The sequence below is a fragment of the Campylobacter sp. US55 genome, assembly GCF_004378955.1.
Taxonomy (GTDB): Bacteria; Campylobacterota; Campylobacteria; order Campylobacterales; family Campylobacteraceae; genus Campylobacter_D; species Campylobacter_D jejuni.
Map to the genome: position 1 here is coordinate 15,916 of NZ_RYYF01000002.1, position 21,176 is coordinate 37,091.

A 21,176-nucleotide genomic window follows, 5' to 3' on the forward strand; every position below is an offset into this window, starting at 1 on the left:
CACAACAAAAATTAAATTTACACTTTTCTTTATTTTACTCTAAACTTTCTATATTGAAACTTATATTAAAAAATATTTTTTAAAGTTTTAATTTTTTATGATTAAATTTATAAAAAAGATCACTTTGATGGGTTATAAATATATAAGAAATATTATTTTTTTGCTGATAGTCATATAAAAAAGTTAAAATTTCTTTAGAAGTTTTAATATCAAGCGCTGAAGTAATTTCATCTAAAATCAACAATTTAGGATTTAAAACCAAAGCACGGATAAGACCTACACGCGTGGCTTCTCCTCCGCTTAACTCATAGGGTTTTTGTTCTAAAATTTGTTTTTTTAGACTAAAAAAATCAAAAAATTCTAAAATCAAGTCACCATTCTTTTGTAAATTAAAATTTTCCAAACCATCTTGTATGAGATTTTTGATTTTTTTATAAGGGTTTAAAGCCATTTTTTGATCTTGAAAGCAATATTGAATTTGGTTTCTTAAAAGTCTTTGTTTGTTTTTATCAAGCTTGTGTAAGTTAAGATTTTCATACCATACCTCACCCTCACTTGGATCTTCTAAAAAACAAAGAATTCTAGCTAATGTACTTTTACCTGCACCACTTTTACCTAAAATTATTAAATTGTCATTTTCATTTAAAGAAAAATTGATATTATCAAAAATAATATGTCTTTCTTTTTTTAAATACCAATGCTTTTTAAGCTCATAAAACTTACTTAAATTACAAACTTTAAGCATTATAATACCTTAAAAACTCATCTAAGCTATATAAATTTGAACTATTTTTTTCTAGCATAAGAATTTCGTCTGCTAAAGAATTTACCAAATTTAAATCATGAGTGATGCAAACTAAGGCTGTGTTATTTTTTAATTCTTCTAAAATCGATATAATCTTAGAAGCGTTTTCTTTATCCAAAGAAGCTGTGATTTCATCACAAATTAAAATTTGGGGTTGATTTAATAATGCCAAAGCTAGGCTCACCCTTCTTGCCATACCCAAACTTAATTCATTAGCATAAGAATGCCACAAACGATCAAGATTTTCAAATCCTAATTTTTGAAAATAAGAAAAAGCGTAATCTTTTCTTTCTTTTTGTTTTAATTTTGTATGAGTTTTTAAAACAAGATGACATAAATTTCCAATATCCAAATAAGGATAAAGACTAAGCTCTGCATCTTGCAAAACAAGTGCTACATTAGAACGAAAATCTCTAAGTTCTTCTTTGTTAAAATTAAAAATACAAGAATTATGAAAACTTAATTCATCAAAACTTATTGTGAAATTAGAATCTAAAAGTCTTACCAAAGCTTTTCCTAACAAACTTTTGCCCACTCCACTTTGTCCTAGTATCATTAAAGTTTTGCCTGTTTTTATATCTAAATTAATATCCTTAAGCAATAAATTATTCTTCAAACTGATATTTAAATTTCTTACCTTCAAGATCTTATACCCCAAATTTTTTGTAAAAAATTACCCAACCATAAAAGAGGTAAAAACAACAAAAGCAAGCTTAAAAGTGGAAAAAGTATCATCCACCAAGCACCCATAAAAACTGCTTTTGAAGACTCACTCAAAAGAGTACCTAAAGTTGGAATTTCAAATCCTAAACCCAGTCCAAAAAAACTCAAAGTAGCTTCTGTGGCTATAGCATGAACGATATTAAATATAAAAAGTGTAAAAATCAGTGTTTTTAAAGCAGGTATTAAATCTTTAAAAAAAGCTCTAAATTTAGTTCTTCCAAGCACTATATTTGCTTTGTAAAAATCTAAATTTTCAAGTCTTTTTAATTCACTTTCTATAATTCTTGCTATGAAACACCAATGAATTAAAGCGATTAAAAAAATCATCAAAAACACATCAGAAGTTATCATACTTTGAAAAAACATCATAAGTAAAAAAGCAGGCAAGGCTAAAAAAAACTCTAAAATACGCATCCAAAAAACATAAAAAAAACATCGCGCTAAAAACAAATAACACAAAGCAAAGATAATAGACAATAAAGATCCACCAACACCTATAAGCAAAGAATTTCTCAAAGCAAAAAGCAAACGAGAAAACAAATCCCTGCTTAAAAAATCAGTCCCTAAAATATAAGTAAAATTAGGAGCTTGATGCAAATTTTCTAAATGAGTACTTAAAATATCAAAAGGAGCCAAAAAAGGTGCAAACAAGGCGCATAAAAACAAAAAAATTAAAGGCGCAAGAATGATAAGAAATTTAAACAAAATCAAGCCTTCTTAATCTAGGATTTAAAATCCTAGCTACAATATCACTTAAAAATGTAAAAAATGCTGCAAGTAAAACACTAAAAAATATAAGCGCAAGTACAACAGGATAATCTTTAAAAATAATACTTTTAAAAAGTAAAGACCCAAGTCCCTCGTAAGCAAAGACACTTTCTACCACATAAGTTCCCATCATAAAACTTAAAGCACTTCCCCCAAAATAAGCCACAATAGGGCTTAAAGAATATTTCAAAACTAAAAAATAAATATCTTTCTCCCTCAAAGCCCTAGCGTATAAATTTTGAATAAAAATTTGAGAAAAACTTTCATTGATAAAATTTCTAGCAATCCTTAAAAATAACGCCAAATGTGATAAAACGAGCACCAAAACAGGCAAAATCAAATGCTCTAAACGATTTAAAAAATCATCTTCAAAGCCTATATCACTACTTCCCATAACAGGCAAAATTTTCCAAAAAATTCCAAAAATCAAAACAAACAATAAAGCCAAAACAAAAGGAGGTAAAGCAAAAAAATTAAAAGCTAAAAAAGTGATGATTTTATCTATAAAACTTTCTTTATAATAATATCCCAAAAGTGCCAAAAAAACGCTGAGTAAAAATAAAAGCATTAAGGCACCAAAACCCAAAATAAAAGTATTAAAAATTCTTTCTTTTATAAGCTTTAAAACACTTTCTCCACTTAAAAAAGAAACTCCTAAATCTCCTTTTAAAGCCCTAAAAAGCCAAATTTTATACTGCTCTAACAAAGGCTTATCAAGCCCTAAATTTTGTTCTATTCTTTGAATAAATTCTTTACTTTGTGAATTAACTCCATTAGCATAAGCTATACTACCTTTGCTAAAATGGAGTAAAACAAAACATAAAAAAGTGCTAAAAAATGCTATGAAAATACTAAAAACTAAGCGTTTTAGCACTATTTACTCCACTCATAAACATTCCAAGTAAAACCCACTCCGTGATGACCTAAAGTCCTTGTTTTGATACCTTTTAAATCTTTATTATAAACCAAAGCAAAATCAAGATAGGCTAAAAAAATAAAAGGAGGATTTTCATATAAAGCATCTATAAAATCTTTATAATATTTTTTTCTCTCTTCTAAATTTGAAGTATTTCTTGCTTTTTGCAAGGCTATATCCACTTTTTTATCATGATAATGTCCAAAATTCCAACCCTCATCATTTAAAGCACTATCTTGCGAACTTTCAAATACCCTAAAAGTGTGAAAATCAGGATCTAAAGGACTTCCCCAGCCTATTAAAAAACTATCTACTTTAGAATAATCAAAACTTCCAGCAGGTTTAGCCACCACCTTGCTTACAACTCCTATTTTTCTAAATTCGCTTTGCAAAATTCCAGCTAAACTTACCCTTAAAGGATCATTGCTCATCGCCCAAATTTCAAATTCTAAAATTTTCCCATCTTTTTCAAAATTTCCATCTTTATTTTTCTTAAAACCTGCACTTACAAGCAAGTCCTCGGCTTTTTTAGGATCATATTTGTAAATTTTAAAATTCTTAGAATTTGCCCAAGAACGCTCTAAAGGGTGATTGGCTACAAAAGCATAATCATGTAAAAGATTTTTTACTATACTTTCTTTATCAACTGCGTAATTTAAGGCTTGTCTTACTTTTAAATCTTTTAAAAACTCATTATCAAAATTAAACATTAAAGCTCGATAATCAGCTGATTTTTCGCGTAAAATTTCAAAATTTTCATCATTTTTAAAAATATTTAGCAAAGAAACATCGATTAAAGCTGCATCTATCTTGCCATTTTTAAGCTGGGCACTAGCTATAGAAGGATCAAAAATGTGTTTTATAATAAGTCTTGGAGTTTTTACCTTATCAAGATAAAAATCTTCATTAGCTTTAAATTCAACATATTCACCTTTTTTCCATTTTACAAATTTATAAGGACCTGTACCTATAGGATTTTGATTAAAAGAGCTTGTGTTTAAATTCTCATTTTCAAGCAAATGTTTAGGAAGCATTCCTATACTTAAAGCATCTAAAAATGCAGGATAAGGTTTAAAAAGTGTGATTTTTACATGAGAAGGATTTAAAATTTCCACACTTTTAATGTCTTCAAAATTGACATAAACAGAAGAATTATTTTTAGGATTTTTAAAGGCTTCTATGCTAAATTTCACATCATCAGCGCTAAATTTGACTCCATCATGCCATAAAACATCATCTCTTAAAAAAATATCATAAACAAGTCCATCTTTACTAACATCCCAAGACTTAGCCAAATCAGGCTTTAAACTCATATTTTCATCAAAACGCGTAAGCCCTGAAAATACAAGATTAATCACTGCATCGTGATCCTCGCTATAAGCAGGATTTATCCTTGCGATTTCATTTTCAACCGCTACAATAAGTGTATCTTTTGGGATTTTTGCTTCTAAATTTACAAAAAGTAACAATACAAAAATTAAAAATCTCAACATAAAAAACCTTTTTAAAATGATTAGAATTATATATTAAAAATGTTTTAATAACAAGCCCCTATAGGGGATTTATAATCAAAAAATATAATAATTAAAAAAAATTAAATTTTAAAAAGATAAAATATATCCTAGATCATTAATGTTACAAAAATTTATATTTAAGGAGTAAGTTATGTTTAATTTAAAAAATGCTTCATTAGGTAAAAAATTTTTGAGCTTAAATATTATGCTAATTTTTACATTAGCAACTATATTTTTTATAGGTCTTATAACTATTATGTCAAATTTTACAGAAAAAACTTTATATGATACATTAAGACAAGAAAATAGAATTATAAATAATTTCTTAAATCAAATTATTCAAAAAGATGGAGAAACTTTACTGCATTATTTTGATAATACCCTAAAAAGATATTTTGGCTTTTCTGATGAAAATAAAGAAACTTTCGCTATAAGTGGTCAAACCAATCTTTTTGCAAATAACAGAATCATAAATATTCCTAATTTAACCTATAATGGAGGTAAGTTAGCTAATGGAACTGATTATATTTCGGCTTTTAAAAATTCAACTAATGGTGAAGTAACAATATTTGTAAAATATAACAATGATTTTATAAGAATAGCTTCATCGCTAAAAAATGAAGATGAAGAAAGTGTTGTAGGTACAACTTTGGAACATGATTCTCCTGCTTATGTATCTGTTTCAAAAGGAAATGATTTTTATGGTAGAATTTCTTTATATGGAAAAGATTACATTACAATTTATAAACCTATAAAAAATTCCAAAAAAGAAATTATAGGTGTTATTGCCGTAGTTAGCACAATGGACCAAATTTATAAACTTATACAAAATAGTTTAGAGGATGTTAAAATAGGAAAAAATGGAAATAATATAGTTATAGATCCTAAAAAAGATATTTTTGTGATAGGTTATAAAAATCAGAAACCAAGTCAAGTTGAATATTATAAACAACCTCCTAAAAACGGTATTGTAAAATTTGAAAAATATGGTGAAAATTTTGAATCTTATTCTAGCTATAATGATGCTTTAGATTTATATATCATTAGCGAAGCTTTTATCAAAGATTTTACCAAAAATGATTCTGTCTTAACTAAAATTATTATTACAAGTATAATCATTTTATTTATAGTTATTATGATATCTACTCTTATTGTATTAAAAAAACTTATATTAGAAAGATTATACAATGTATCTCAAACTATTTTTGATTTTTTAGCCTATGTTAGCCACGAAATAGATTACCTTCCTTTGCTTAAAAAAGAAAAAAATAACGACGAAATAGGAAAATTATCAAAGGCTGTCAATCAAGCTATAATTAAAACTCAAAAAATTTTAAACTTGGATTTTCAAGCTATAGATAAATCCACTAAAATTGCCAAACAAATCGAAAAAGGGAATTTAAATATTAAACTTGATATAGATCCTGCTAGTCCACAACTTAAAGAATTAAAAATAGTTTTAAATCAAATGCTTAATACTTTAAAGAAAAATATAGGTGGAGATATTAATGAAATTATAAAAGTTTTTGATAACTACGCTAATCTTGATTTTAGAAGTAAAATTGAACACACTTATGGAAAAATTGAAGTTGTTGCTAATGCTTTAGGAGCTGAAATTAAATCTATGCTTACAACTTCAAAAGAATTTGCTAATGAACTTTCAAATCAAAGTATTTTACTAGAAGATGCGATTAGCAAACTTCAAGAAGGAGTAAATAAACAAGCTTCTTCCCTAAAAAAATCTTCTAGTAGCATAGAAGAGATCACTAACTCTATGAGCAATGTCACAAGTGAAACAGAAACAATGATTTCTCAAACCCAAGATATAAAAAATATTATAGATATTATAACAGATATAGCAGAACAAACTAATCTTCTAGCTTTAAATGCTGCTATTGAAGCAGCTCGTGCTGGAGAACATGGTAGAGGATTTGCTGTTGTGGCTGATGAAGTTAGAAAATTAGCTGAAAGAACTCAAAGTTCCTTATCTGAAATAGAAGCTAATATTAATTTACTTGTTCAAACCATAACTGATGTAGCTATGGATATAAAAAAACAATCAGAAAGTATTTCTCAAATCAATATAGCAGTAGATCAAATAGGAAGTGTTACGGATGATAATCTTAAAATAGCCAATAATGCTGATAGTATAGCTAAAAAAATAAACGATATTTCTTCAAACATACTTGAAGATGTACACAAAAAACAATTCTAATTTCATGTTTTTAGTGTAAATTTAACTTAAATCAATTTTTTTCTCCTTTTTAAGATATAAAATATCTCTTTTACATTAAAAAGGAGAAATTATGACAAAAGAACAAATTCAAATCATCAAAGATTGTGTGCCTATTTTGCAAAAAAATGGAGAGGATTTAACTAATGAGTTTTATAAAATAATGTTTAATGATTATCCTGAGGTAAAACCTATGTTTAATATGGAAAAACAAATTTCAGGAGAACAACCAAAAGCTTTAGCGATGGCGATTTTAATGGCAGCTAAAAATATAGAAAATTTAGAAAATATGAGAAGCTTTGTTGATAAAGTTGCCATAACTCATGTTAATTTAGGGGTTAAAGAAGAGCATTATCCTATAGTTGGAGCCTGCCTTTTAAAGGCTATTAAAAATCTTTTAAATCCTGATGAAGCCACTCTTAAAGCTTGGGAAGTTGCTTATGAAAAAATTGCTGAATTTTATATCGATATAGAAAAAAAGCTCTATGATAAATAATACAAGCCCATTTTGGGCTTTAATCAAATTTTTCTACTAAATTTTTAGCTAATTCCTTTATATTCTCACCCTTTAATTCGCTGATTTCACCATTTTGAGCCAAGAAAATTCTATCAGCACTATCAAAATATGCATCATCATGTGTGATAGCAAAGATTGTTTTACCTTGCTCTTTTAGCAAAGGTAAAAGTTTTTTATAAAAAAATCTTCTAAAAACAGGATCTTGATCAGCCGCCCATTCATCAAGCACTAAAATATCCCTTTCTTCAAGCAAGGCTATAAGCATAGCTAAACGCTTTTTTTGCCCTGTAGAAAGTTTGGTTAAGGTCAGTTCATTATCTTTAACACTTGTTTTATCTTTAAGTTCTAAAAACTCCAACCAAAAAGCAATTTTTTCTTCGCTTGCAAAATTTTCTTTATTTAAGGTTTTAGTAAAAAGATGAAAATCGCTAAAAACGGCAGAAATAAGAGATCTATACTCATCTAACTTTTTATCATCTATAAGCGTATCATCAACATAAATTCCGCCTTTGCTTGGCTTAAAAAGTCCTGTCAAAAGCATACAAAAAGTGGATTTACCACTTCCATTTTTACCTATTAAAAATACCAATTCACCTTTTTTAAGTTCTATATTTACAGGATTTAAGTGAAAATTTTCTTCATAAGCAAATTGAGTATTTCTAAAAGAAATTTTTTTCCATTCACTAATATAATGTGTTTTTTTAAAACCTTCTATATAATCATCTAATTCCAATTTTGCGATCTTATCTAAAGCGATTTTTGCCAAAAGCAAAGTAGGAAAAGATCCTATCATAGATACTAAAGGGGTTCGTAAAAACAAAATAGAAAGAGCTATAGTTGTAGCATCTGCAACACTTGCCCATTCAAATTTTAAAGCTAAGTAAAACTCTACACCCACTAAAGCCAAAAGAGTTACATTTGTCCAGTTGTTTGAGAGATTGTTAAAAAGATTGCCTAAAGTACTATTTTTCTTTTTCAATCTTGCATTATTTTCAAATTCATCTTCATAGTAAAGCTTGGCTCTGTCACGATTGATCAAAAGTTCTTTATGTCCATCTAATATATTTTGGTAATTATTTTGCAAAGCATCGTCATTTTCCCTTGCCTTTCGAAAATACTGATATACTTTCATCATCAAAAAATTATTAGTAATAAAAATAACCATAATCCATATCACACACAAAGCAAAAATTTGTGGTGAAAGATAACATAAATAAACACTAGTGCATAAAATCAATATACTTGATTGTAAAAAATCAGGCAATCTTAAAAGCCCAAAAGATATATTTCTCACATCACTTCCCAAAGAAGCTAAAATTCTAGCCTTACCTACTTTAGCCACTCTTAACAAAGGGGTGTCTAAGATCTGCTTTACTACGCGCCTTTGCATTTTAAAAATAAAATTTTGTCCAAAAATACTAAGTCCAAGTTCAACTATGGTAGAACTTATAAAAAATATCAAAAGCAAAACAATAAAATAAAAAATAGGAATGTTTTGTGCATTTTTAAGCAAATAATCATTGATAAAAACAAGAGTTAAAACTCCAACAGCACTTGTAATAAAAGAAAAAAGCAAAAAAGAAATCAACTTTAATTTATTTTGCTTAAGTAATTCCATAATAAAAGGCATTTATAAACTCCAAAATATAATTTTAATTATAACATTTTAAGAGTGATTATCAAAATTTTATTTTATCTTTTACTATAAAAACAGCACAAATAGCCAATAACGCTAAAAAAATCATATATATACTCATACCATATAAAAATGGATTTTCATTTTTACTCGCAAGTGTATTAAGCCAAAAAACGAGTTGCGGAGTAATACTGCCTGAAATTGCATAAGCAATATTATAAGAAAAAGAAATTCCTGAAAATCTTATTTTAGCTCTAAAAACTTCACTCATTAAAATAGGCGCAAACACATTAATCCCACCTAAAAAACAAACAATCGAATACAAAATACACACCAAAACCAAATTTTTAAGCTCATATAAAGTATAAAAATATAAAAAAGAAAAAAATACAAAAGTTAAAGAAAAGAAAATGCAAATTTTAAATAAACCAAATTTATCTACAAGATAACCCATAAAAGCCCCGCCTAAAGCTATTCCCAAAATTCCTAATATCTGTAAATAACTTCCTTCAACCCCACTTAAATTTAAAATACTAGGCATAAATTTAGGCATCAATAAAACAAGCACAATAACACAACCTGTTAAAACCCAAGTCATCATCATTGATGAAAATAAATTTTTTACAATATCCTTTTCTTTAAATAAATCTCTAAGTGGAAAAGAACTAAGTGATGATTCTTTTTTCATTTGTTTAAAAACAGGAGTTTCTTGCAAAAATCTACGCAAATAAATAGAAATAATCCCAAAAATTCCACCTACAAAAAAAGCAATACGCCATGCATAAGCAGCAATTTCTTCTATACTAAAAAAAGTATTAATGATTAAAAATACTATACTTCCTAACAAAATTCCTAAAGCCATAGCTGAATTTAAACAGCTTAAAAAGAAAGCTTTTTGTTTTTCTTGACAATGTTCTCTTACAAAAACCCAAGCTCCAGGCAATTCTCCACCTATAGCTATGCCTTGAAAAATTCTTATAAGTATCAATAAAACAGGAGCTAAAAACCCAAGAGTTTCATAACCTGGAATAAAAGTTAAGACAAAGGTAGGAAGAACCATTAGTAAAATACTTAGCATAAACATATTTTTACGCCCAAATTTATCTCCAAAATGTGCCATAACTATACCACCTAAAGGACGTGCTAAATATCCAGCTGCAAATGCTCCATAAGTATTTAATAAAGCCCAAAATTCACTCATATCTTTAGGAAAAAATACATTGGCTATATATTCAGCAAAAAATACAAAAATAATAAAATCATAAAATTCTAAAGTTCCTCCTAGTGAAGAAAGTCCTAAGATCTTAATTTCCTTTGTTCCAAATTTTGATTTTTTCATTGATTAATTACCTTAAATTTTAAAAACATTGTTTTTATTATACTATAATCATTTCCAAAATATTATCTAAAAAATTTAAGGATAAATATGTTTAATTTTATAATCACTCTTTTAAAAACCAATCTTTATTTTTTAGAAGAAAAAACCACAAGCAAAAGTTCAAATCAAACCCATATAATCTCACTTAAACAATCTGATGATGAATTTTTAAATTTATTATTTTCTTTTTTAGTGCCACAAAGCGATGAAGATAAGAATTTTATAGGAAAAACTCGCACAAAAATCAAAAGAAATGAGCATAATATTGCTCTAATAAAAAATCCAAATTTTAATGCTTTAATAGACACAGGGTTTTTAGATACTATTGACACATTAAAAGAAAAATTGCATACCCACAAAACCGATTTTAAAGATATCACTCATATTATCCTAACACACGCGCATCCTGATCATATAGGAGCTTTAATGAGCGAAGAAAATCTTTTTCCAAAAGCTCAAATTTTAATCGATAAAAAAGAATATGATTTTTGGATCAAAAGCGATAGACAAGAAATTAAAAACACCTTGCTTAAACTTAAAAATATAGAATTTATTAACCACTCTAAAGATTTGATCTTTCAAAATTCAGGCATTAAAGCCATACCTGCTTATGGACATACCCCAGGTCAAAATGCTATCATAATTGATGATAAAATAGTCTTTTGGGGAGATTTACTTCATCTTTATGATATACAAATCCCAAAACCTAAAATCGCTATAAAATTTGATATAGATCAAAATGAGGCTATACAAACAAGGGAAAAACTACTTAAAGAATTTAAAGAAAGAAAACTCAAAGTTATAGGGACTCATGCGCCTTTTATTGAGCCTAAATTTTTAGATTAATTACTTAAAAATTACTAAAAATTAAGTAAAAATTTTAATAATTTTTGCTAAAATTATAGCCTTTTTATTTCATGAAAGGAGAAAATTTTGGCAAAAGATGATGTAATCGAAATTGATGGCACCGTACTTGAAGCATTGCCTAATGCAAATTTCAAGGTTGAACTTGACAACAAACATGTAATTTTATGTCATATTGCAGGAAAAATGCGTATGCATTATATAAGAATAATGCCAGGTGATAAAGTAAAAGTAGAACTTACACCTTATAGCCTTGATAAAGGGCGTATAACTTTTAGATATAAATAATCTAAGTTATTTAAAAGCTAATTTTAGATAAAATTAGAGTTTTTGCGACAAATTACATCGAACTATATGAAGAAGTATTTTTAAAATCCACCACTTATTTTGAAAATAGTTGGTTATTCATAAAACCTGATGTAGTCGTAAATCAAGTGGAATTCATTCAAGGAGACGCTCATGAAAGTGAGACCATCGGTTAAAAAGATGTGCGACAAGTGCAAAGTAGTTCGCCGTAAAGGCGTGGTTCGCATTATTTGCGAAAATCCAAAACATAAACAAAGACAAGGATAAACATGGCTCGTATTGCAGGTGTGGATTTACCAAAGAAAAAAAGAATTGAGTATGGACTAACCTATATTTATGGTATAGGACTTTTCACTTCAAGAAAAATTCTAGATAAAGTAGGAATTTCTTATGATAAAAGAGTTCATGAGTTAAGTGAAGATGAAGCAGCAGCTATCCGTAAAGAAATTCAAGAAAACTATATGGTTGAAGGGGACTTGAGAAAACAAGTTGCTATGGATATTAAAGCACTTATGGATTTAGGAAGCTTTAGAGGCTTAAGACACAGAAAAGGCTTACCAGTTCGCGGACAAAAAACAAAAACAAACGCAAGAACTAGAAAAGGTAAGAGAAAAACTGTTGGTGCAAAATCATAAGGATAAATCATGGCAAAAAGAAAAATCGTAAAGAAAAAAGTAGTTAAAAAAAATATAGCAAAAGGTATTGTTTATATCAGTGCGACTTTTAACAATACTATGGTTACAGTAACTGATGAAATGGGAAATGCTATCGCTTGGAGTAGTGCAGGTGGTTTAGGATTTAAAGGTTCTAAAAAATCAACTCCTTATGCGGCACAACAAGCAGTAGAAGACGCTTTAAATAAAGCAAAAGAACACGGAATTAAAGAAGTAGGCATTAAAGTACAAGGACCAGGAAGCGGTAGAGAAACTGCTGTTAAGAGTGTAGGTGCTATGGAAGGAATCAAAGTAACTTTCTTAAAAGATATCACTCCATTAGCTCACAATGGTTGCAGACCGCCTAAGCGTCGTCGTGTCTAAGATATAAGAAAAATTTAGGAGAATATTATGGCAAGATATAGAGGACCAGTAGAAAAATTAGAAAGACGCTTTGGTGTTAGCTTAGCATTAAAAGGAGAAAGAAGACTAGCTGGCAAAAGTGCACTAGATAAACGCCCTTATGCACCAGGACAACACGGAGCAAGAAAAGGTAAAATTAGTGAGTATGGACTTCAATTAAGAGAAAAACAAAAAGCTAAATTTATGTATGGAGTAAGCGAAAAGCAATTCCGTCGTTTATTTGCTGAAGCAGCAAGAAGAGAAGGAAATACAGGGGTATTACTTATCCAGCTTTTAGAACAAAGATTAGACAATGTGGTATATAGAATGGGTTTTGCTACAACACGTCGTTTTGCAAGACAACTTGTAACACATGGACATGTTTTAGTAAATGGTAAAAGAGTGGATATTCCTAGCTTTAGAGTAGAAGCAGGTGCTAAAATCGAAATTATCGAAAAAAGCAAAAACAATCCACAAATAACAAGAGCTATCGAACTTACAGCACAAACTGGAATCGTTGCTTGGGTTGATGTTGAAAAAGATAAGAGATTTGGAATTTTCACAAGAAAACCTGAGAGAGAAGAAGTTGTCATTCCGGTTGAGGAAAGATTTATCGTTGAGCTTTACTCTAAGTAATAGGGGCTAAATATGAGAAATATTACAACATCTGCTTATACGCCAACAGAATTTACAATAGAAAACATTAGTGATACTGTGGCTAAAATCAGTGCTTGGCCTTTTGAGATCGGCTATGGAATCACCCTAGCCCATCCTTTACGCCGTTTGCTTTACACTAGCACCATAGGATATGCTCCAACTGCGATCCATATTGATGGCGTAGCTCATGAATTTGATAGCATGCGTGGTATGCTTGAAGATGTAGCACTTTTTATCATTAATCTAAAAAAACTACGCTTTAAAATTAAAGGCGAATCAAATAAAGAAATAGTAGAATTTAGCTTTAAAGGCTCAAAAGAAATTTACGGCAAAGATCTAAATAATGATCAAGTAGAAGTAGTAAATAAAGACGCCTATCTAGCAACAATCAACGAAGATGCTGAACTCAAATTCACATTGATCGTTGAAAAAGGTATTGGCTATGTACCAAGCGAAGAAATTAAAGAGCTTTTAAATGATCCTAAATTTATAGCTTTAGATGCTTTCTTTACACCCGTAAGAGAAGCAACTTATGATATTGAAAAAGTTTTATTTGAAGATAATCCTGATTATGAAAAAGTGGTTTTAACCGTAACAACTGATGGACAAATCACTCCAAATGAAGCTTTTCAAAATGCTCTAGAAGCTATGTATAAACAATTATCAGTATTTGATAAAATTACCAATGTTAGAAGCGTAATTAAAAATCAAGCAACAAGCAATGAGTTAGAAAATACTAAATTATTGCAAAACATTACAGATTTAAATTTAAGTGCTAGAAGTTATAATTGTCTTGAAAAAGCAGGAGTAGTTTACATAGGCGAGCTTGCTTTGATGAGTGTAAGTGAACTTGCAGGACTTAAGAATTTAGGTAAAAAATCTCTTGATGAAATTAAAAACATCATGGAAAGCATAGGTTTTCCTGTGGGAACTTCTAAGCTTAGCGATAATAAAGAAATACTTAAAAATAAAATCGCAGAATTAAAAGCACAAAACGAAGGATAAAGAATGAGACATAAACATGGATATAGAAAACTTGGCAGAACTTCATCTCATCGTGCTGCCTTATTAAAAAATTTAACTATAGCTTTAGTAAATAGCGGAAAAATTGAAACTACTCTACCAAAAGCTAAAGAATTAAGAGGTTATGTAGAAAGATTGATTACTAGAGCAAGACTTGGAGATTTTAACGCTCATAGAGCAGTTTTTGCTTCATTGCAAGATAAAAACGCTACTAATAAATTAGTAACTGAAATTGCTCCAAAATTCAAAGATCGCAATGGTGGATATACAAGAATCATCAAAACAAGAATTCGCCGTGGTGATGCTGCTGAAATGGCTTTCATCGAATTTGTAGCTTAATCAAATCCTAGCTTTTGCTAGGATTAATACTTTAATTAAATATCCTAAAAATAAAAAGTTTTAAATAATTATTTTAAATAAAATTAAATTTATTTATTTTCTAAAACCCTTGCTAAAAATTCAACTACTTATGCTAATATAAGTTTTTAATTTTTATTTCAAGGATATGTTATGCAAGAAAACACTCGTTTACGCATTGCGATACAAAAATCAGGTAGACTTTCAAAAGAATCCATAGAGCTTCTTTCAGAATGTGGTGTTAAAATGCATATCCATGAACAAAGTTTGATCGCTTTTTCTACAAATTTACCCATAGATATTTTACGCGTTAGAGATGATGATATCCCTGGGCTTATTTTTGATGGGGTTGTAGATTTAGGCATTATAGGGGAAAATGTTTTAGAAGAAAATGAACTTAAACGCCAGTCTTTAGGAGAAAATCCAAGCTATAAGCTTTTAAAAAAGCTAGATTTTGGATATTGCCGTCTTTCTCTTGCCTTACCTCAAGAAAATAAATTTCAAAATTTGAAAGATTTTGAAGGCTTAAGGATAGCTACTTCTTATCCACAACTTTTAAAGCGTTTTATGAAAGAAAATGGGATTAATTATAAAAATTGTATGCTTACAGGTTCTGTTGAAGTAGCCCCTAGGGCAAATTTAGCCGATGCGATTTGCGATCTTGTTTCAAGCGGGGCAACTTTACAAGCAAATAATCTTAAAGAAGTTAAAGTCATTTATGAATCTCGTGCTTGTTTAATTCAAAAAGAAAATGCTTTAAGTAAAGAAAAACAAGCCTTAGTGGATAAAATTATGTTGCGTGTAGCAGGAGTAATGCAAGCAAGAGAATCTAAATACATTATGCTTCATGCTCCAAAAGAAAAACTTGATAAAATTCAAGCCCTACTTCCAGGAGTTGAAAGACCGACTATCTTACCTCTAGCACACGATGAAAAAAATGTAGCTTTACATATGGTAAGTAAAGAAAATCTTTTTTGGGAAACCATGGAGGCTTTAAAAGAAGAAGGTGCGAGTTCGATTTTAGTTCTGCCTATAGAAAAAATGTTAAAGTGAGTAAAAAATGCAAATTTTAGTATATGATAATTTAGATGAAAAACAAAAAGAAGAAGCATTAAAACGCCCTGCTATAAGTGCGAAAGATGAAATTTCAAAAATAGTAAGCTCCATTATTAAAGAAGTGCAAGAAAAAGGCGATCAAGCTTTGATAGAACAAGCTTTAAAATTTGATAAGGCTGAAATTTCAGAGATTAAAATCACTCAAGAAGAAATTACTCAAGCAAGTAATCGTTTGGATAAAGATTTACAAGAAGCTATTTTAGTAGCTTATGAAAATATCAAAAAATTCCACGAAGCTCAAATCCCACATGAAATCGCTCTTGAAACTACAAAAGGCGTTAAATGTGAAGTTTTAACACGTCCTATAGAAAAAGTAGGACTTTACATACCAGGGGGTTTAGCACCTTTGTTTTCAACGGTTTTAATGCTAGCTATTCCTGCAAAAATTGCAGGTTGTGAAAAAATCGTTTTAGCAAGTCCTGCAAAAATCAATGATGCTGTGCTTTTTTGTGCTAAGCTTTGCGGCGTGGATGAAATTTATCAAATGGGTGGTGCAGGAGCTATAGCGGCTTTAGCTTACGGTACGCAAAGTGTTTTAAAGGTGGATAAAATTTTTGGCCCAGGAAATGCCTTTGTAACCGAAGCAAAACGCCAAGTAAGTAGCGATATAAATGGAGCAGCTATTGATATGCAAGCAGGACCTAGTGAAGTTTTAGTAATAGCTGATGATTTGGCTAATGAAAAATTTGTAGCTAGTGATTTGCTTTCACAAGCTGAACATGGTGCAGATTCTCAAGTGATTTTGGTGTGTTTAAGTCAAGATTTTGCTCAAAAAACAAGTGATGAAGTCCAAAGTCAATTAGAACTTTTACCTCGTAAAGAACTTGCAAGCAAAAGCATTGCTAATTCACGCATTATCATAGCTAAAGATTTAAATCAAGCCTTAGAAATTTCAAATCTTTATGCCCCTGAACATTTGATCATACAAACTCAAAATCCACGAGAACTTTTAAAAGGTGTAAAACACGCAGGATCAGTATTTTTAGGAGCTTATTCTCCGGAGTCTATGGGTGATTATGCAAGTGGAACAAATCATGTTTTACCTACTTATGGACTTACTAAAACGCATTCTAGTTTAGGTTTGGCAGATTTTAGTAAAAGAATGACCGTTCAAGAGCTAAGCAAAGAAGGCTTTTTAGCTTTGGGTAAAAGTGTTGAAATTTTAGCGCAAAATGAGCATTTAGACGCACACAAAAATGCAGTAACTTTTCGTTTAGAGAGCTTAAAATGAGTCAAAAAATCCTTTTTATAGATAGAGATGGCACTTTAATAGAGGAGCCAAAAAGCGATTTTCAAATCGATACTCTTGAAAAATTGCGTTTTGAAAAAGATGCTATACCTACTCTTTTAAAACTAAAAAAATTTGGATTTAAATTTGTCATGGTAAGCAATCAAGATGGTCTTGGAACGCCAAGTTTTCCAAAGGAAAATTTTGAAATTGCTCATGAAAAAATGCTTGATATTTTAAAAAGTTGCGGTATAGAATTTCAAGATATTTTTATTTGTCCGCATTTTGAAAATGAAAATTGTGCTTGTAGAAAACCTAAAACCGCTATGTTAGAAGAGTATATCAAACACGAACTTTACGATAAAGAACAAAGTTTTGTTATCGGAGATCGTGAGAGTGATATGATCTTGGCTTCAAATTTAGGCGTGCGTGGTTTAAAATACGGCGAACTTTCTTGGAAAGAAATAGAAAATGAAATTTTAAGTTCTTTTAGAAGCGCGAGTTATCAAAGAACTACTAAAGAAACAGATATAAAAGTGAAAGTGTGCTTAAATGGGGATAAGATTAGCATTAAAACAGGCATTGATTTTTTTGATCACATGTTAGAGCAAATCGCTGTACATGGAGGCATAGGGCTTGAAATTTCTTGCAAAGGGGATTTAGAAATCGATGAGCATCATAGCGTTGAAGATGTAGCCTTAGCACTTGGAGCTTGTATCAAAAAAGCCTTAGGGGATAAAATCGGCATTGCAAGATATGGTTTTGCTTTACCTATGGATGAGTGTTTGGCAAGTTGTGCGATGGATTTTTGCAATCGTCCTCATTTAGTCTATAAAGCCAAATTTAAAAAATCTCATTTAGGGGCTTTAAGCACAGAAATGATCGAGCACTTTTTTTATTCTTTAGGCTATGCTATGGGTATAAGTTTGCATTTAAAAGTTAAAGGCAAAAATGATCATCATAAAGCCGAGGGGCTTTTTAAAGCCTTTGCAAAAGCTTTGAAAATGGCAGTGAAAATAGAAAGTGAAAATTTAGCCAGCTCTAAAGGAGTGATATGAAAATCATCATCATCGATACAGCCTGTGCGAATTTGGCATCTTTGAAATTTTGTCTGGATAGATTAGGTTTTAATGCAACTATCAGCAGGGATTTAAAAGAGCTTGAAAGTGCGGATAAGCTTTTTTTACCTGGAGTGGGTACCGCAAAAGAAGCGATGAAAAATTTAGAACAATTTAATCTTATTGATTTTATTAAAAATACCAAAAAACCTTTGCTTGGTATTTGTTTAGGTATGCAAATTTTAGGAAATTTTTCCGAAGAATTAAATCAAGAAACCTTAAAACTCATAGATTTTACAACTCAAAAATTTAAAGCTAAAGAAGGCTTTACTTTTCCACATATGGGATGGAATCAAGTTCATAGCTCTCATGCTTTGTTTAAAGGCTTAGAAGGAGCTTATTTTTATTTTGTGCATAGTTATTGTGTAGGACTTGGGGAATACACTATAGCAGATTGTGAGTATTCGCAAAAATTTAGCGCAAGTGTAATGAAAGATAATTTTTACGGGGTACAATTTCACCCTGAAAGAAGTAGCGAGGCGGGGGAAATTTTAATTTCAAATTTTATTAAGGATATAGGATGACTCAAATCATACCCGCACTCGATCTTATAGATGGCGAAGTGGTGCGTCTTGTAAAAGGGGATTACGAACAAAAAAAAGTATATAAATACAATCCCTTGGAAAAATTCAAAGAATACGAAAAAGCAGGAGCGAAAGAACTTCATCTTGTAGATCTTACAGGTGCAAAAGATCCTAGCAAAAGACAACTTGCTTTGATAAAAAAATTAGCTAAAGAAGTCAGTGTCAATTTACAAGTAGGTGGAGGCATACGCTCTAAAGAAGAAGTTAAAGCTTTGCTTGATTGTGGAGTAAAAAGAGTAGTGATAGGATCTATGGCGATTAAAGATGCGACTTTATGTCTTGAAATTTTAAAAGAATTTGGTAGTGAAGCTATAGTTTTAGCCTTAGATACGATTTTAAAAGAAGATTATGTTGTGGCTGTAAATGCTTGGCAAGAAGCAAGTGATAAAAAGCTTATGGAAGTTTTAGATTTTTATAGCAATAAAGGCTTAAAACACATACTTTGCACAGATATTTCAAAAGATGGCACCATGCAAGGAGTAAATGCAAGACTTTACAAACTTATCCATGAAATTTTTCCTAATATTTGCATTCAGGCAAGTGGTGGAGTAGCGAGCTTAAAAGACCTTGAAAACTTAAAAGGAATTTGTAGTGGGGTTATCGTAGGAAAAGCTTTATTAGACGGAGTTTTTAGCGTAGAAGAAGGGATAAGATGTCTAGCAAATTAAGCTACAAAGAACTTACTTTAGAAATTTTAAAACAAAGTGACAGACCTTTAAGTGTTAATGAAATTTGGCAAAAAGCTCTTGAACAAGGCTTAGATAAAAAGCTTTCTAGCATAGGACAAACTCCAATTGCTACTTTAGGGGCTAGGATATATGTTGATATAAAAGAATTGCAACACAATTCTTTATTTATCAAAGCTTCTCAAAAACCTACAACTTTTTGGCTAAAAGAAAGAGAAAATGAACTTTTAAAGCTTGATAATAAAAATGAAATTACTAACGAAAAACAAGAAAAAAATAAATTTCATGAAAGAGATTTACACCCCTTGCTTGTAAAATTTTTATATGAAAATTTAGATTTTAATTTAAATTGCAAAACAATTTATCACGAACAAAGCAAAAAGGGTAAAGGTGGGGAAGATAAGTGGAATTATCCTGATATTGTAGGGGTTTATTTTCCTTATGATGATTATGAAAAAGAAACCATAACACTTTTAGAAAATATCAAACAAAACAGCTATAAACTTTTTTCTTTTGAACTTAAAATTGCTTTAAATTTTTCAAATTTAAAAGAATGCTATTTTCAAGCTGTAAGCAATTCTAGTTGGGCAAATGAGGGCTATTTGGTTGTTTTACAAGAAATTGATAGCGAGGTTTTAAGCGAGTTAAGACGCTTAAATCAAAGTTTTGGCATAGGAGTGATAAAACTTGAAAAAGATATTTCAAATTCTCAAATTTTAATTAGTGCAAAAGAAAAAGAACTTGATATTCAAACACTAAATATGCTGATTAATAAAAATCCAAATTTTAAAGAATTTATTGATGATATAAACAAACAAATTAAAGTGGGGAAAGAAGCAAAAATTCAAGCTAATTTTGATGAAATTAAAAGCGATGAAGAAATGGAAAAATATCTTAAAGAAAAATGTATTTTGGAGAAATAAATGCTTACAAAACGCATAATTGCATGTTTAGATGTCAAAGATGGCAGAGTAGTAAAAGGAACACAATTTAAAAACCATAAAGATATGGGAGATATCATAGAACTTGCCAAGTATTATTCTCAAAATGGTATTGATGAGCTTGTTTTTTATGATATTGCTGCAAGTGCTAGAAAAGAACGCATATCAAGAGAATGGGTAAGTGAAGTAGCAAAAAATATCAATATTCCTTTTTGTGTTGCAGGGGGTATTAAAAGCGAAGAAGATGCAGCTGAACTTTTGGCTAATGGGGCAGATAAAATTTCTATCAATTCTCCTGCTTTAAATGATCCAAGCCTAATCACACGCCTTGCTAAAAGCTTTGGCGTGCAATGCGTAGTAGTAGGGATTGATAGCTTCAAAGATGAAAATGGAAATTTAAAAGTATTTCAATACACAGGCGATGAAAAAACAAGCAAGCATAGTGGAAAAAGCACTTTAGAATGGGTTAAAGAAGTGCAAGATCTAGGTGCAGGCGAAATTGTTTTAAATATGATGAATCAAGATGGTGTTAAAAATGGCTATGATTTAGAACAATTAGAAGCTGTATATAAAATTTGTAAAGTACCTTTGATCGCAAGTGGGGGAGCGGGAAAAATGGAGCATTTTTTAGAAGCTTTTAAACTGGGTATAGATGGGGCTTTAGCTGCTTCTGTTTTTCATCAAAAACTTATAGACATTAAAGAATTAAAAATTTATCTTAAAAATCAAGGTTTAAGTATAAGGATATAAT

The 21,176-nt window shown here is 29.8% G+C and carries 24 protein-coding genes; 17 read left to right on the top strand and 7 right to left on the bottom strand.

The features are described from left to right. Window positions 1-79 precede the first annotated feature (79 nt). The 5 genes from ELQ07_RS01695 to ELQ07_RS01715 are packed head-to-tail and all read right to left on the bottom strand — an operon-like array spanning window position 80 to window position 4,705. Window positions 80-745 carry an ATP-binding cassette domain-containing protein gene (locus ELQ07_RS01695; RefSeq protein WP_134224644.1) on the bottom strand — a complete coding sequence of 222 codons (666 nt, stop codon included), beginning with the start codon at window positions 743-745 and terminating at the stop codon, window positions 80-82. Beyond that, window positions 738-1,448 (bottom strand): ATP-binding cassette domain-containing protein, encoded by a 711-nt coding sequence (locus tag ELQ07_RS01700; RefSeq protein ID WP_057042635.1) that lies wholly within the window; start codon window positions 1,446-1,448, stop codon window positions 738-740. The genes ELQ07_RS01695 and ELQ07_RS01700 overlap by 8 nt, the downstream gene beginning before the upstream one ends. Continuing rightward, complete coding sequence (locus ELQ07_RS01705; RefSeq protein WP_079862115.1) at window positions 1,445-2,239, bottom strand: ABC transporter permease; 795 nt, start codon at window positions 2,237-2,239, stop codon at window positions 1,445-1,447. The genes ELQ07_RS01700 and ELQ07_RS01705 overlap by 4 nt, the downstream gene beginning before the upstream one ends. Further along, window positions 2,226-3,170 (bottom strand): ABC transporter permease, encoded by a 945-nt coding sequence (locus ELQ07_RS01710; RefSeq protein ID WP_096702717.1) that lies wholly within the window; start codon window positions 3,168-3,170, stop codon window positions 2,226-2,228. Before ELQ07_RS01710 ends, ELQ07_RS01705 begins: the two co-directional genes overlap by 14 nt. Continuing rightward, the gene (locus ELQ07_RS01715) at window positions 3,170-4,705 is read right to left on the bottom strand and encodes an ABC transporter substrate-binding protein (protein WP_070316549.1); all 1,536 of its coding nucleotides are present in this window, start codon (window positions 4,703-4,705) and stop codon (window positions 3,170-3,172) included. Before ELQ07_RS01715 ends, ELQ07_RS01710 begins: the two co-directional genes overlap by 1 nt. A gap of 172 nt (window positions 4,706-4,877) precedes the next feature. On the opposite strand from ELQ07_RS01715, the gene ELQ07_RS01720 reads away from it, so the two are divergent. Both ELQ07_RS01720 and cgb read left to right on the top strand, forming a co-directional pair. Further along, window positions 4,878-6,941 (top strand): Cache 3/Cache 2 fusion domain-containing protein, encoded by a 2,064-nt coding sequence (locus tag ELQ07_RS01720; RefSeq protein ID WP_070316550.1) that lies wholly within the window; start codon window positions 4,878-4,880, stop codon window positions 6,939-6,941. A gap of 91 nt (window positions 6,942-7,032) precedes the next feature. Then, on the top strand, window positions 7,033-7,455 hold the full coding sequence (gene cgb / locus ELQ07_RS01725) for a single-domain globin Cgb (RefSeq protein WP_057042597.1): 423 nt from the start codon (window positions 7,033-7,035) through the stop codon (window positions 7,453-7,455). Between the two features lie 19 nt (window positions 7,456-7,474). Here cgb and ELQ07_RS01730 read toward each other — a convergent pair whose 3' ends face one another. Continuing rightward, window positions 7,475-9,106: a multidrug ABC transporter permease/ATP-binding protein gene (locus ELQ07_RS01730; protein ID WP_057042598.1), complete on the bottom strand. Its 1,632-nt coding sequence runs from the start codon at window positions 9,104-9,106 to the stop codon at window positions 7,475-7,477. 49 nt (window positions 9,107-9,155) lie between these two features. Further along, window positions 9,156-10,451 (bottom strand): MFS transporter, encoded by a 1,296-nt coding sequence (locus ELQ07_RS01735; protein ID WP_134224645.1) that lies wholly within the window; start codon window positions 10,449-10,451, stop codon window positions 9,156-9,158. A gap of 87 nt (window positions 10,452-10,538) precedes the next feature. Between ELQ07_RS01735 and ELQ07_RS01740 the strand changes: the two genes are divergently transcribed. From ELQ07_RS01740 to hisF, 15 genes are all read left to right on the top strand, one after another. Continuing rightward, the gene (locus ELQ07_RS01740) at window positions 10,539-11,336 is read left to right on the top strand and encodes an MBL fold metallo-hydrolase (protein WP_134224646.1); all 798 of its coding nucleotides are present in this window, start codon (window positions 10,539-10,541) and stop codon (window positions 11,334-11,336) included. Between the two features lie 87 nt (window positions 11,337-11,423). Then, on the top strand, window positions 11,424-11,642 hold the full coding sequence (infA, locus tag ELQ07_RS01745; RefSeq protein ID WP_002781436.1) for a translation initiation factor IF-1: 219 nt from the start codon (window positions 11,424-11,426) through the stop codon (window positions 11,640-11,642). 171 nt (window positions 11,643-11,813) lie between these two features. Further along, window positions 11,814-11,927 carry a 50S ribosomal protein L36 gene (rpmJ, locus tag ELQ07_RS01750; RefSeq protein ID WP_002781429.1) on the top strand — a complete coding sequence of 38 codons (114 nt, stop codon included), beginning with the start codon at window positions 11,814-11,816 and terminating at the stop codon, window positions 11,925-11,927. 2 nt (window positions 11,928-11,929) lie between these two features. Further along, on the top strand, window positions 11,930-12,295 hold the full coding sequence (gene rpsM, locus ELQ07_RS01755; RefSeq protein ID WP_002800121.1) for a 30S ribosomal protein S13: 366 nt from the start codon (window positions 11,930-11,932) through the stop codon (window positions 12,293-12,295). Window positions 12,296-12,304: 9 nt separating this feature from the next. Continuing rightward, a complete protein-coding gene (rpsK, locus tag ELQ07_RS01760; RefSeq protein ID WP_002779544.1) occupies window positions 12,305-12,697 on the top strand; it encodes a 30S ribosomal protein S11 in 393 nt (130 codons plus the stop codon). A gap of 27 nt (window positions 12,698-12,724) precedes the next feature. Continuing rightward, on the top strand, window positions 12,725-13,351 hold the full coding sequence (rpsD, locus tag ELQ07_RS01765; RefSeq protein WP_002856574.1) for a 30S ribosomal protein S4: 627 nt from the start codon (window positions 12,725-12,727) through the stop codon (window positions 13,349-13,351). A 12-nt stretch (window positions 13,352-13,363) separates the two neighbouring features. Continuing rightward, window positions 13,364-14,377: a DNA-directed RNA polymerase subunit alpha gene (locus ELQ07_RS01770; protein WP_002932419.1), complete on the top strand. Its 1,014-nt coding sequence runs from the start codon at window positions 13,364-13,366 to the stop codon at window positions 14,375-14,377. A 3-nt stretch (window positions 14,378-14,380) separates the two neighbouring features. Beyond that, a complete protein-coding gene (gene rplQ, locus ELQ07_RS01775) occupies window positions 14,381-14,734 on the top strand; it encodes a 50S ribosomal protein L17 (RefSeq protein WP_002851332.1) in 354 nt (117 codons plus the stop codon). A gap of 171 nt (window positions 14,735-14,905) precedes the next feature. After that, window positions 14,906-15,805: an ATP phosphoribosyltransferase gene (gene hisG / locus ELQ07_RS01780; RefSeq protein ID WP_134224647.1), complete on the top strand. Its 900-nt coding sequence runs from the start codon at window positions 14,906-14,908 to the stop codon at window positions 15,803-15,805. Between the two features lie 7 nt (window positions 15,806-15,812). Continuing rightward, entirely contained in the window at window positions 15,813-17,099 is a 1,287-nt protein-coding gene (gene hisD, locus ELQ07_RS01785) for a histidinol dehydrogenase (protein WP_134224648.1), read from the top strand. Continuing rightward, complete coding sequence (hisB, locus tag ELQ07_RS01790; protein ID WP_134224649.1) at window positions 17,096-18,154, top strand: bifunctional histidinol-phosphatase/imidazoleglycerol-phosphate dehydratase HisB; 1,059 nt, start codon at window positions 17,096-17,098, stop codon at window positions 18,152-18,154. The genes hisD and hisB overlap by 4 nt, the downstream gene beginning before the upstream one ends. Then, on the top strand, window positions 18,151-18,738 hold the full coding sequence (gene hisH / locus ELQ07_RS01795; protein WP_002862245.1) for an imidazole glycerol phosphate synthase subunit HisH: 588 nt from the start codon (window positions 18,151-18,153) through the stop codon (window positions 18,736-18,738). The genes hisB and hisH overlap by 4 nt, the downstream gene beginning before the upstream one ends. Further along, entirely contained in the window at window positions 18,735-19,466 is a 732-nt protein-coding gene (gene hisA, locus ELQ07_RS01800; RefSeq protein ID WP_096702719.1) for a 1-(5-phosphoribosyl)-5-[(5-phosphoribosylamino)methylideneamino]imidazole-4-carboxamide isomerase, read from the top strand. The genes hisH and hisA overlap by 4 nt, the downstream gene beginning before the upstream one ends. Next, complete coding sequence (locus ELQ07_RS01805) at window positions 19,451-20,407, top strand: COG2958 family protein (protein ID WP_002851346.1); 957 nt, start codon at window positions 19,451-19,453, stop codon at window positions 20,405-20,407. Before hisA ends, ELQ07_RS01805 begins: the two co-directional genes overlap by 16 nt. Further along, on the top strand, window positions 20,408-21,175 hold the full coding sequence (gene hisF / locus ELQ07_RS01810; RefSeq protein WP_044778665.1) for an imidazole glycerol phosphate synthase subunit HisF: 768 nt from the start codon (window positions 20,408-20,410) through the stop codon (window positions 21,173-21,175). Window position 21,176: the final 1 nt, after the last annotated feature.

Excerpts from the sequence above, each read along its gene's own strand:
- ELQ07_RS01695 (WP_134224644.1), bottom strand. The coding sequence starts at position 745 with ATGCTTAAAGTTTGTAATTTAAGTAAGTTTTATGAGCTTAAAAAGCAT.
- ELQ07_RS01715 (WP_070316549.1), bottom strand. The coding sequence starts at position 4,705 with ATGTTGAGATTTTTAATTTTTGTATTGTTACTTTTTGTAAATTTAGAA.
- ELQ07_RS01720 (WP_070316550.1), top strand. The coding sequence starts at position 4,878 with ATGTTTAATTTAAAAAATGCTTCATTAGGTAAAAAATTTTTGAGCTTA.
- cgb (WP_057042597.1), top strand. The coding sequence starts at position 7,033 with ATGACAAAAGAACAAATTCAAATCATCAAAGATTGTGTGCCTATTTTG.
- ELQ07_RS01730 (WP_057042598.1), bottom strand. The coding sequence starts at position 9,106 with ATGCCTTTTATTATGGAATTACTTAAGCAAAATAAATTAAAGTTGATT.
- ELQ07_RS01735 (WP_134224645.1), bottom strand. The coding sequence starts at position 10,451 with ATGAAAAAATCAAAATTTGGAACAAAGGAAATTAAGATCTTAGGACTT.
- ELQ07_RS01740 (WP_134224646.1), top strand. The coding sequence starts at position 10,539 with ATGTTTAATTTTATAATCACTCTTTTAAAAACCAATCTTTATTTTTTA.
- rpmJ (WP_002781429.1), top strand. The coding sequence starts at position 11,814 with ATGAAAGTGAGACCATCGGTTAAAAAGATGTGCGACAAGTGCAAAGTA.
- rpsM (WP_002800121.1), top strand. The coding sequence starts at position 11,930 with ATGGCTCGTATTGCAGGTGTGGATTTACCAAAGAAAAAAAGAATTGAG.
- rpsK (WP_002779544.1), top strand. The coding sequence starts at position 12,305 with ATGGCAAAAAGAAAAATCGTAAAGAAAAAAGTAGTTAAAAAAAATATA.
- rpsD (WP_002856574.1), top strand. The coding sequence starts at position 12,725 with ATGGCAAGATATAGAGGACCAGTAGAAAAATTAGAAAGACGCTTTGGT.
- ELQ07_RS01770 (WP_002932419.1), top strand. The coding sequence starts at position 13,364 with ATGAGAAATATTACAACATCTGCTTATACGCCAACAGAATTTACAATA.
- rplQ (WP_002851332.1), top strand. The coding sequence starts at position 14,381 with ATGAGACATAAACATGGATATAGAAAACTTGGCAGAACTTCATCTCAT.
- hisG (WP_134224647.1), top strand. The coding sequence starts at position 14,906 with ATGCAAGAAAACACTCGTTTACGCATTGCGATACAAAAATCAGGTAGA.
- hisD (WP_134224648.1), top strand. The coding sequence starts at position 15,813 with ATGCAAATTTTAGTATATGATAATTTAGATGAAAAACAAAAAGAAGAA.
- hisB (WP_134224649.1), top strand. The coding sequence starts at position 17,096 with ATGAGTCAAAAAATCCTTTTTATAGATAGAGATGGCACTTTAATAGAG.
- hisH (WP_002862245.1), top strand. The coding sequence starts at position 18,151 with ATGAAAATCATCATCATCGATACAGCCTGTGCGAATTTGGCATCTTTG.
- hisA (WP_096702719.1), top strand. The coding sequence starts at position 18,735 with ATGACTCAAATCATACCCGCACTCGATCTTATAGATGGCGAAGTGGTG.
- ELQ07_RS01805 (WP_002851346.1), top strand. The coding sequence starts at position 19,451 with ATGTCTAGCAAATTAAGCTACAAAGAACTTACTTTAGAAATTTTAAAA.
- hisF (WP_044778665.1), top strand. The coding sequence starts at position 20,408 with ATGCTTACAAAACGCATAATTGCATGTTTAGATGTCAAAGATGGCAGA.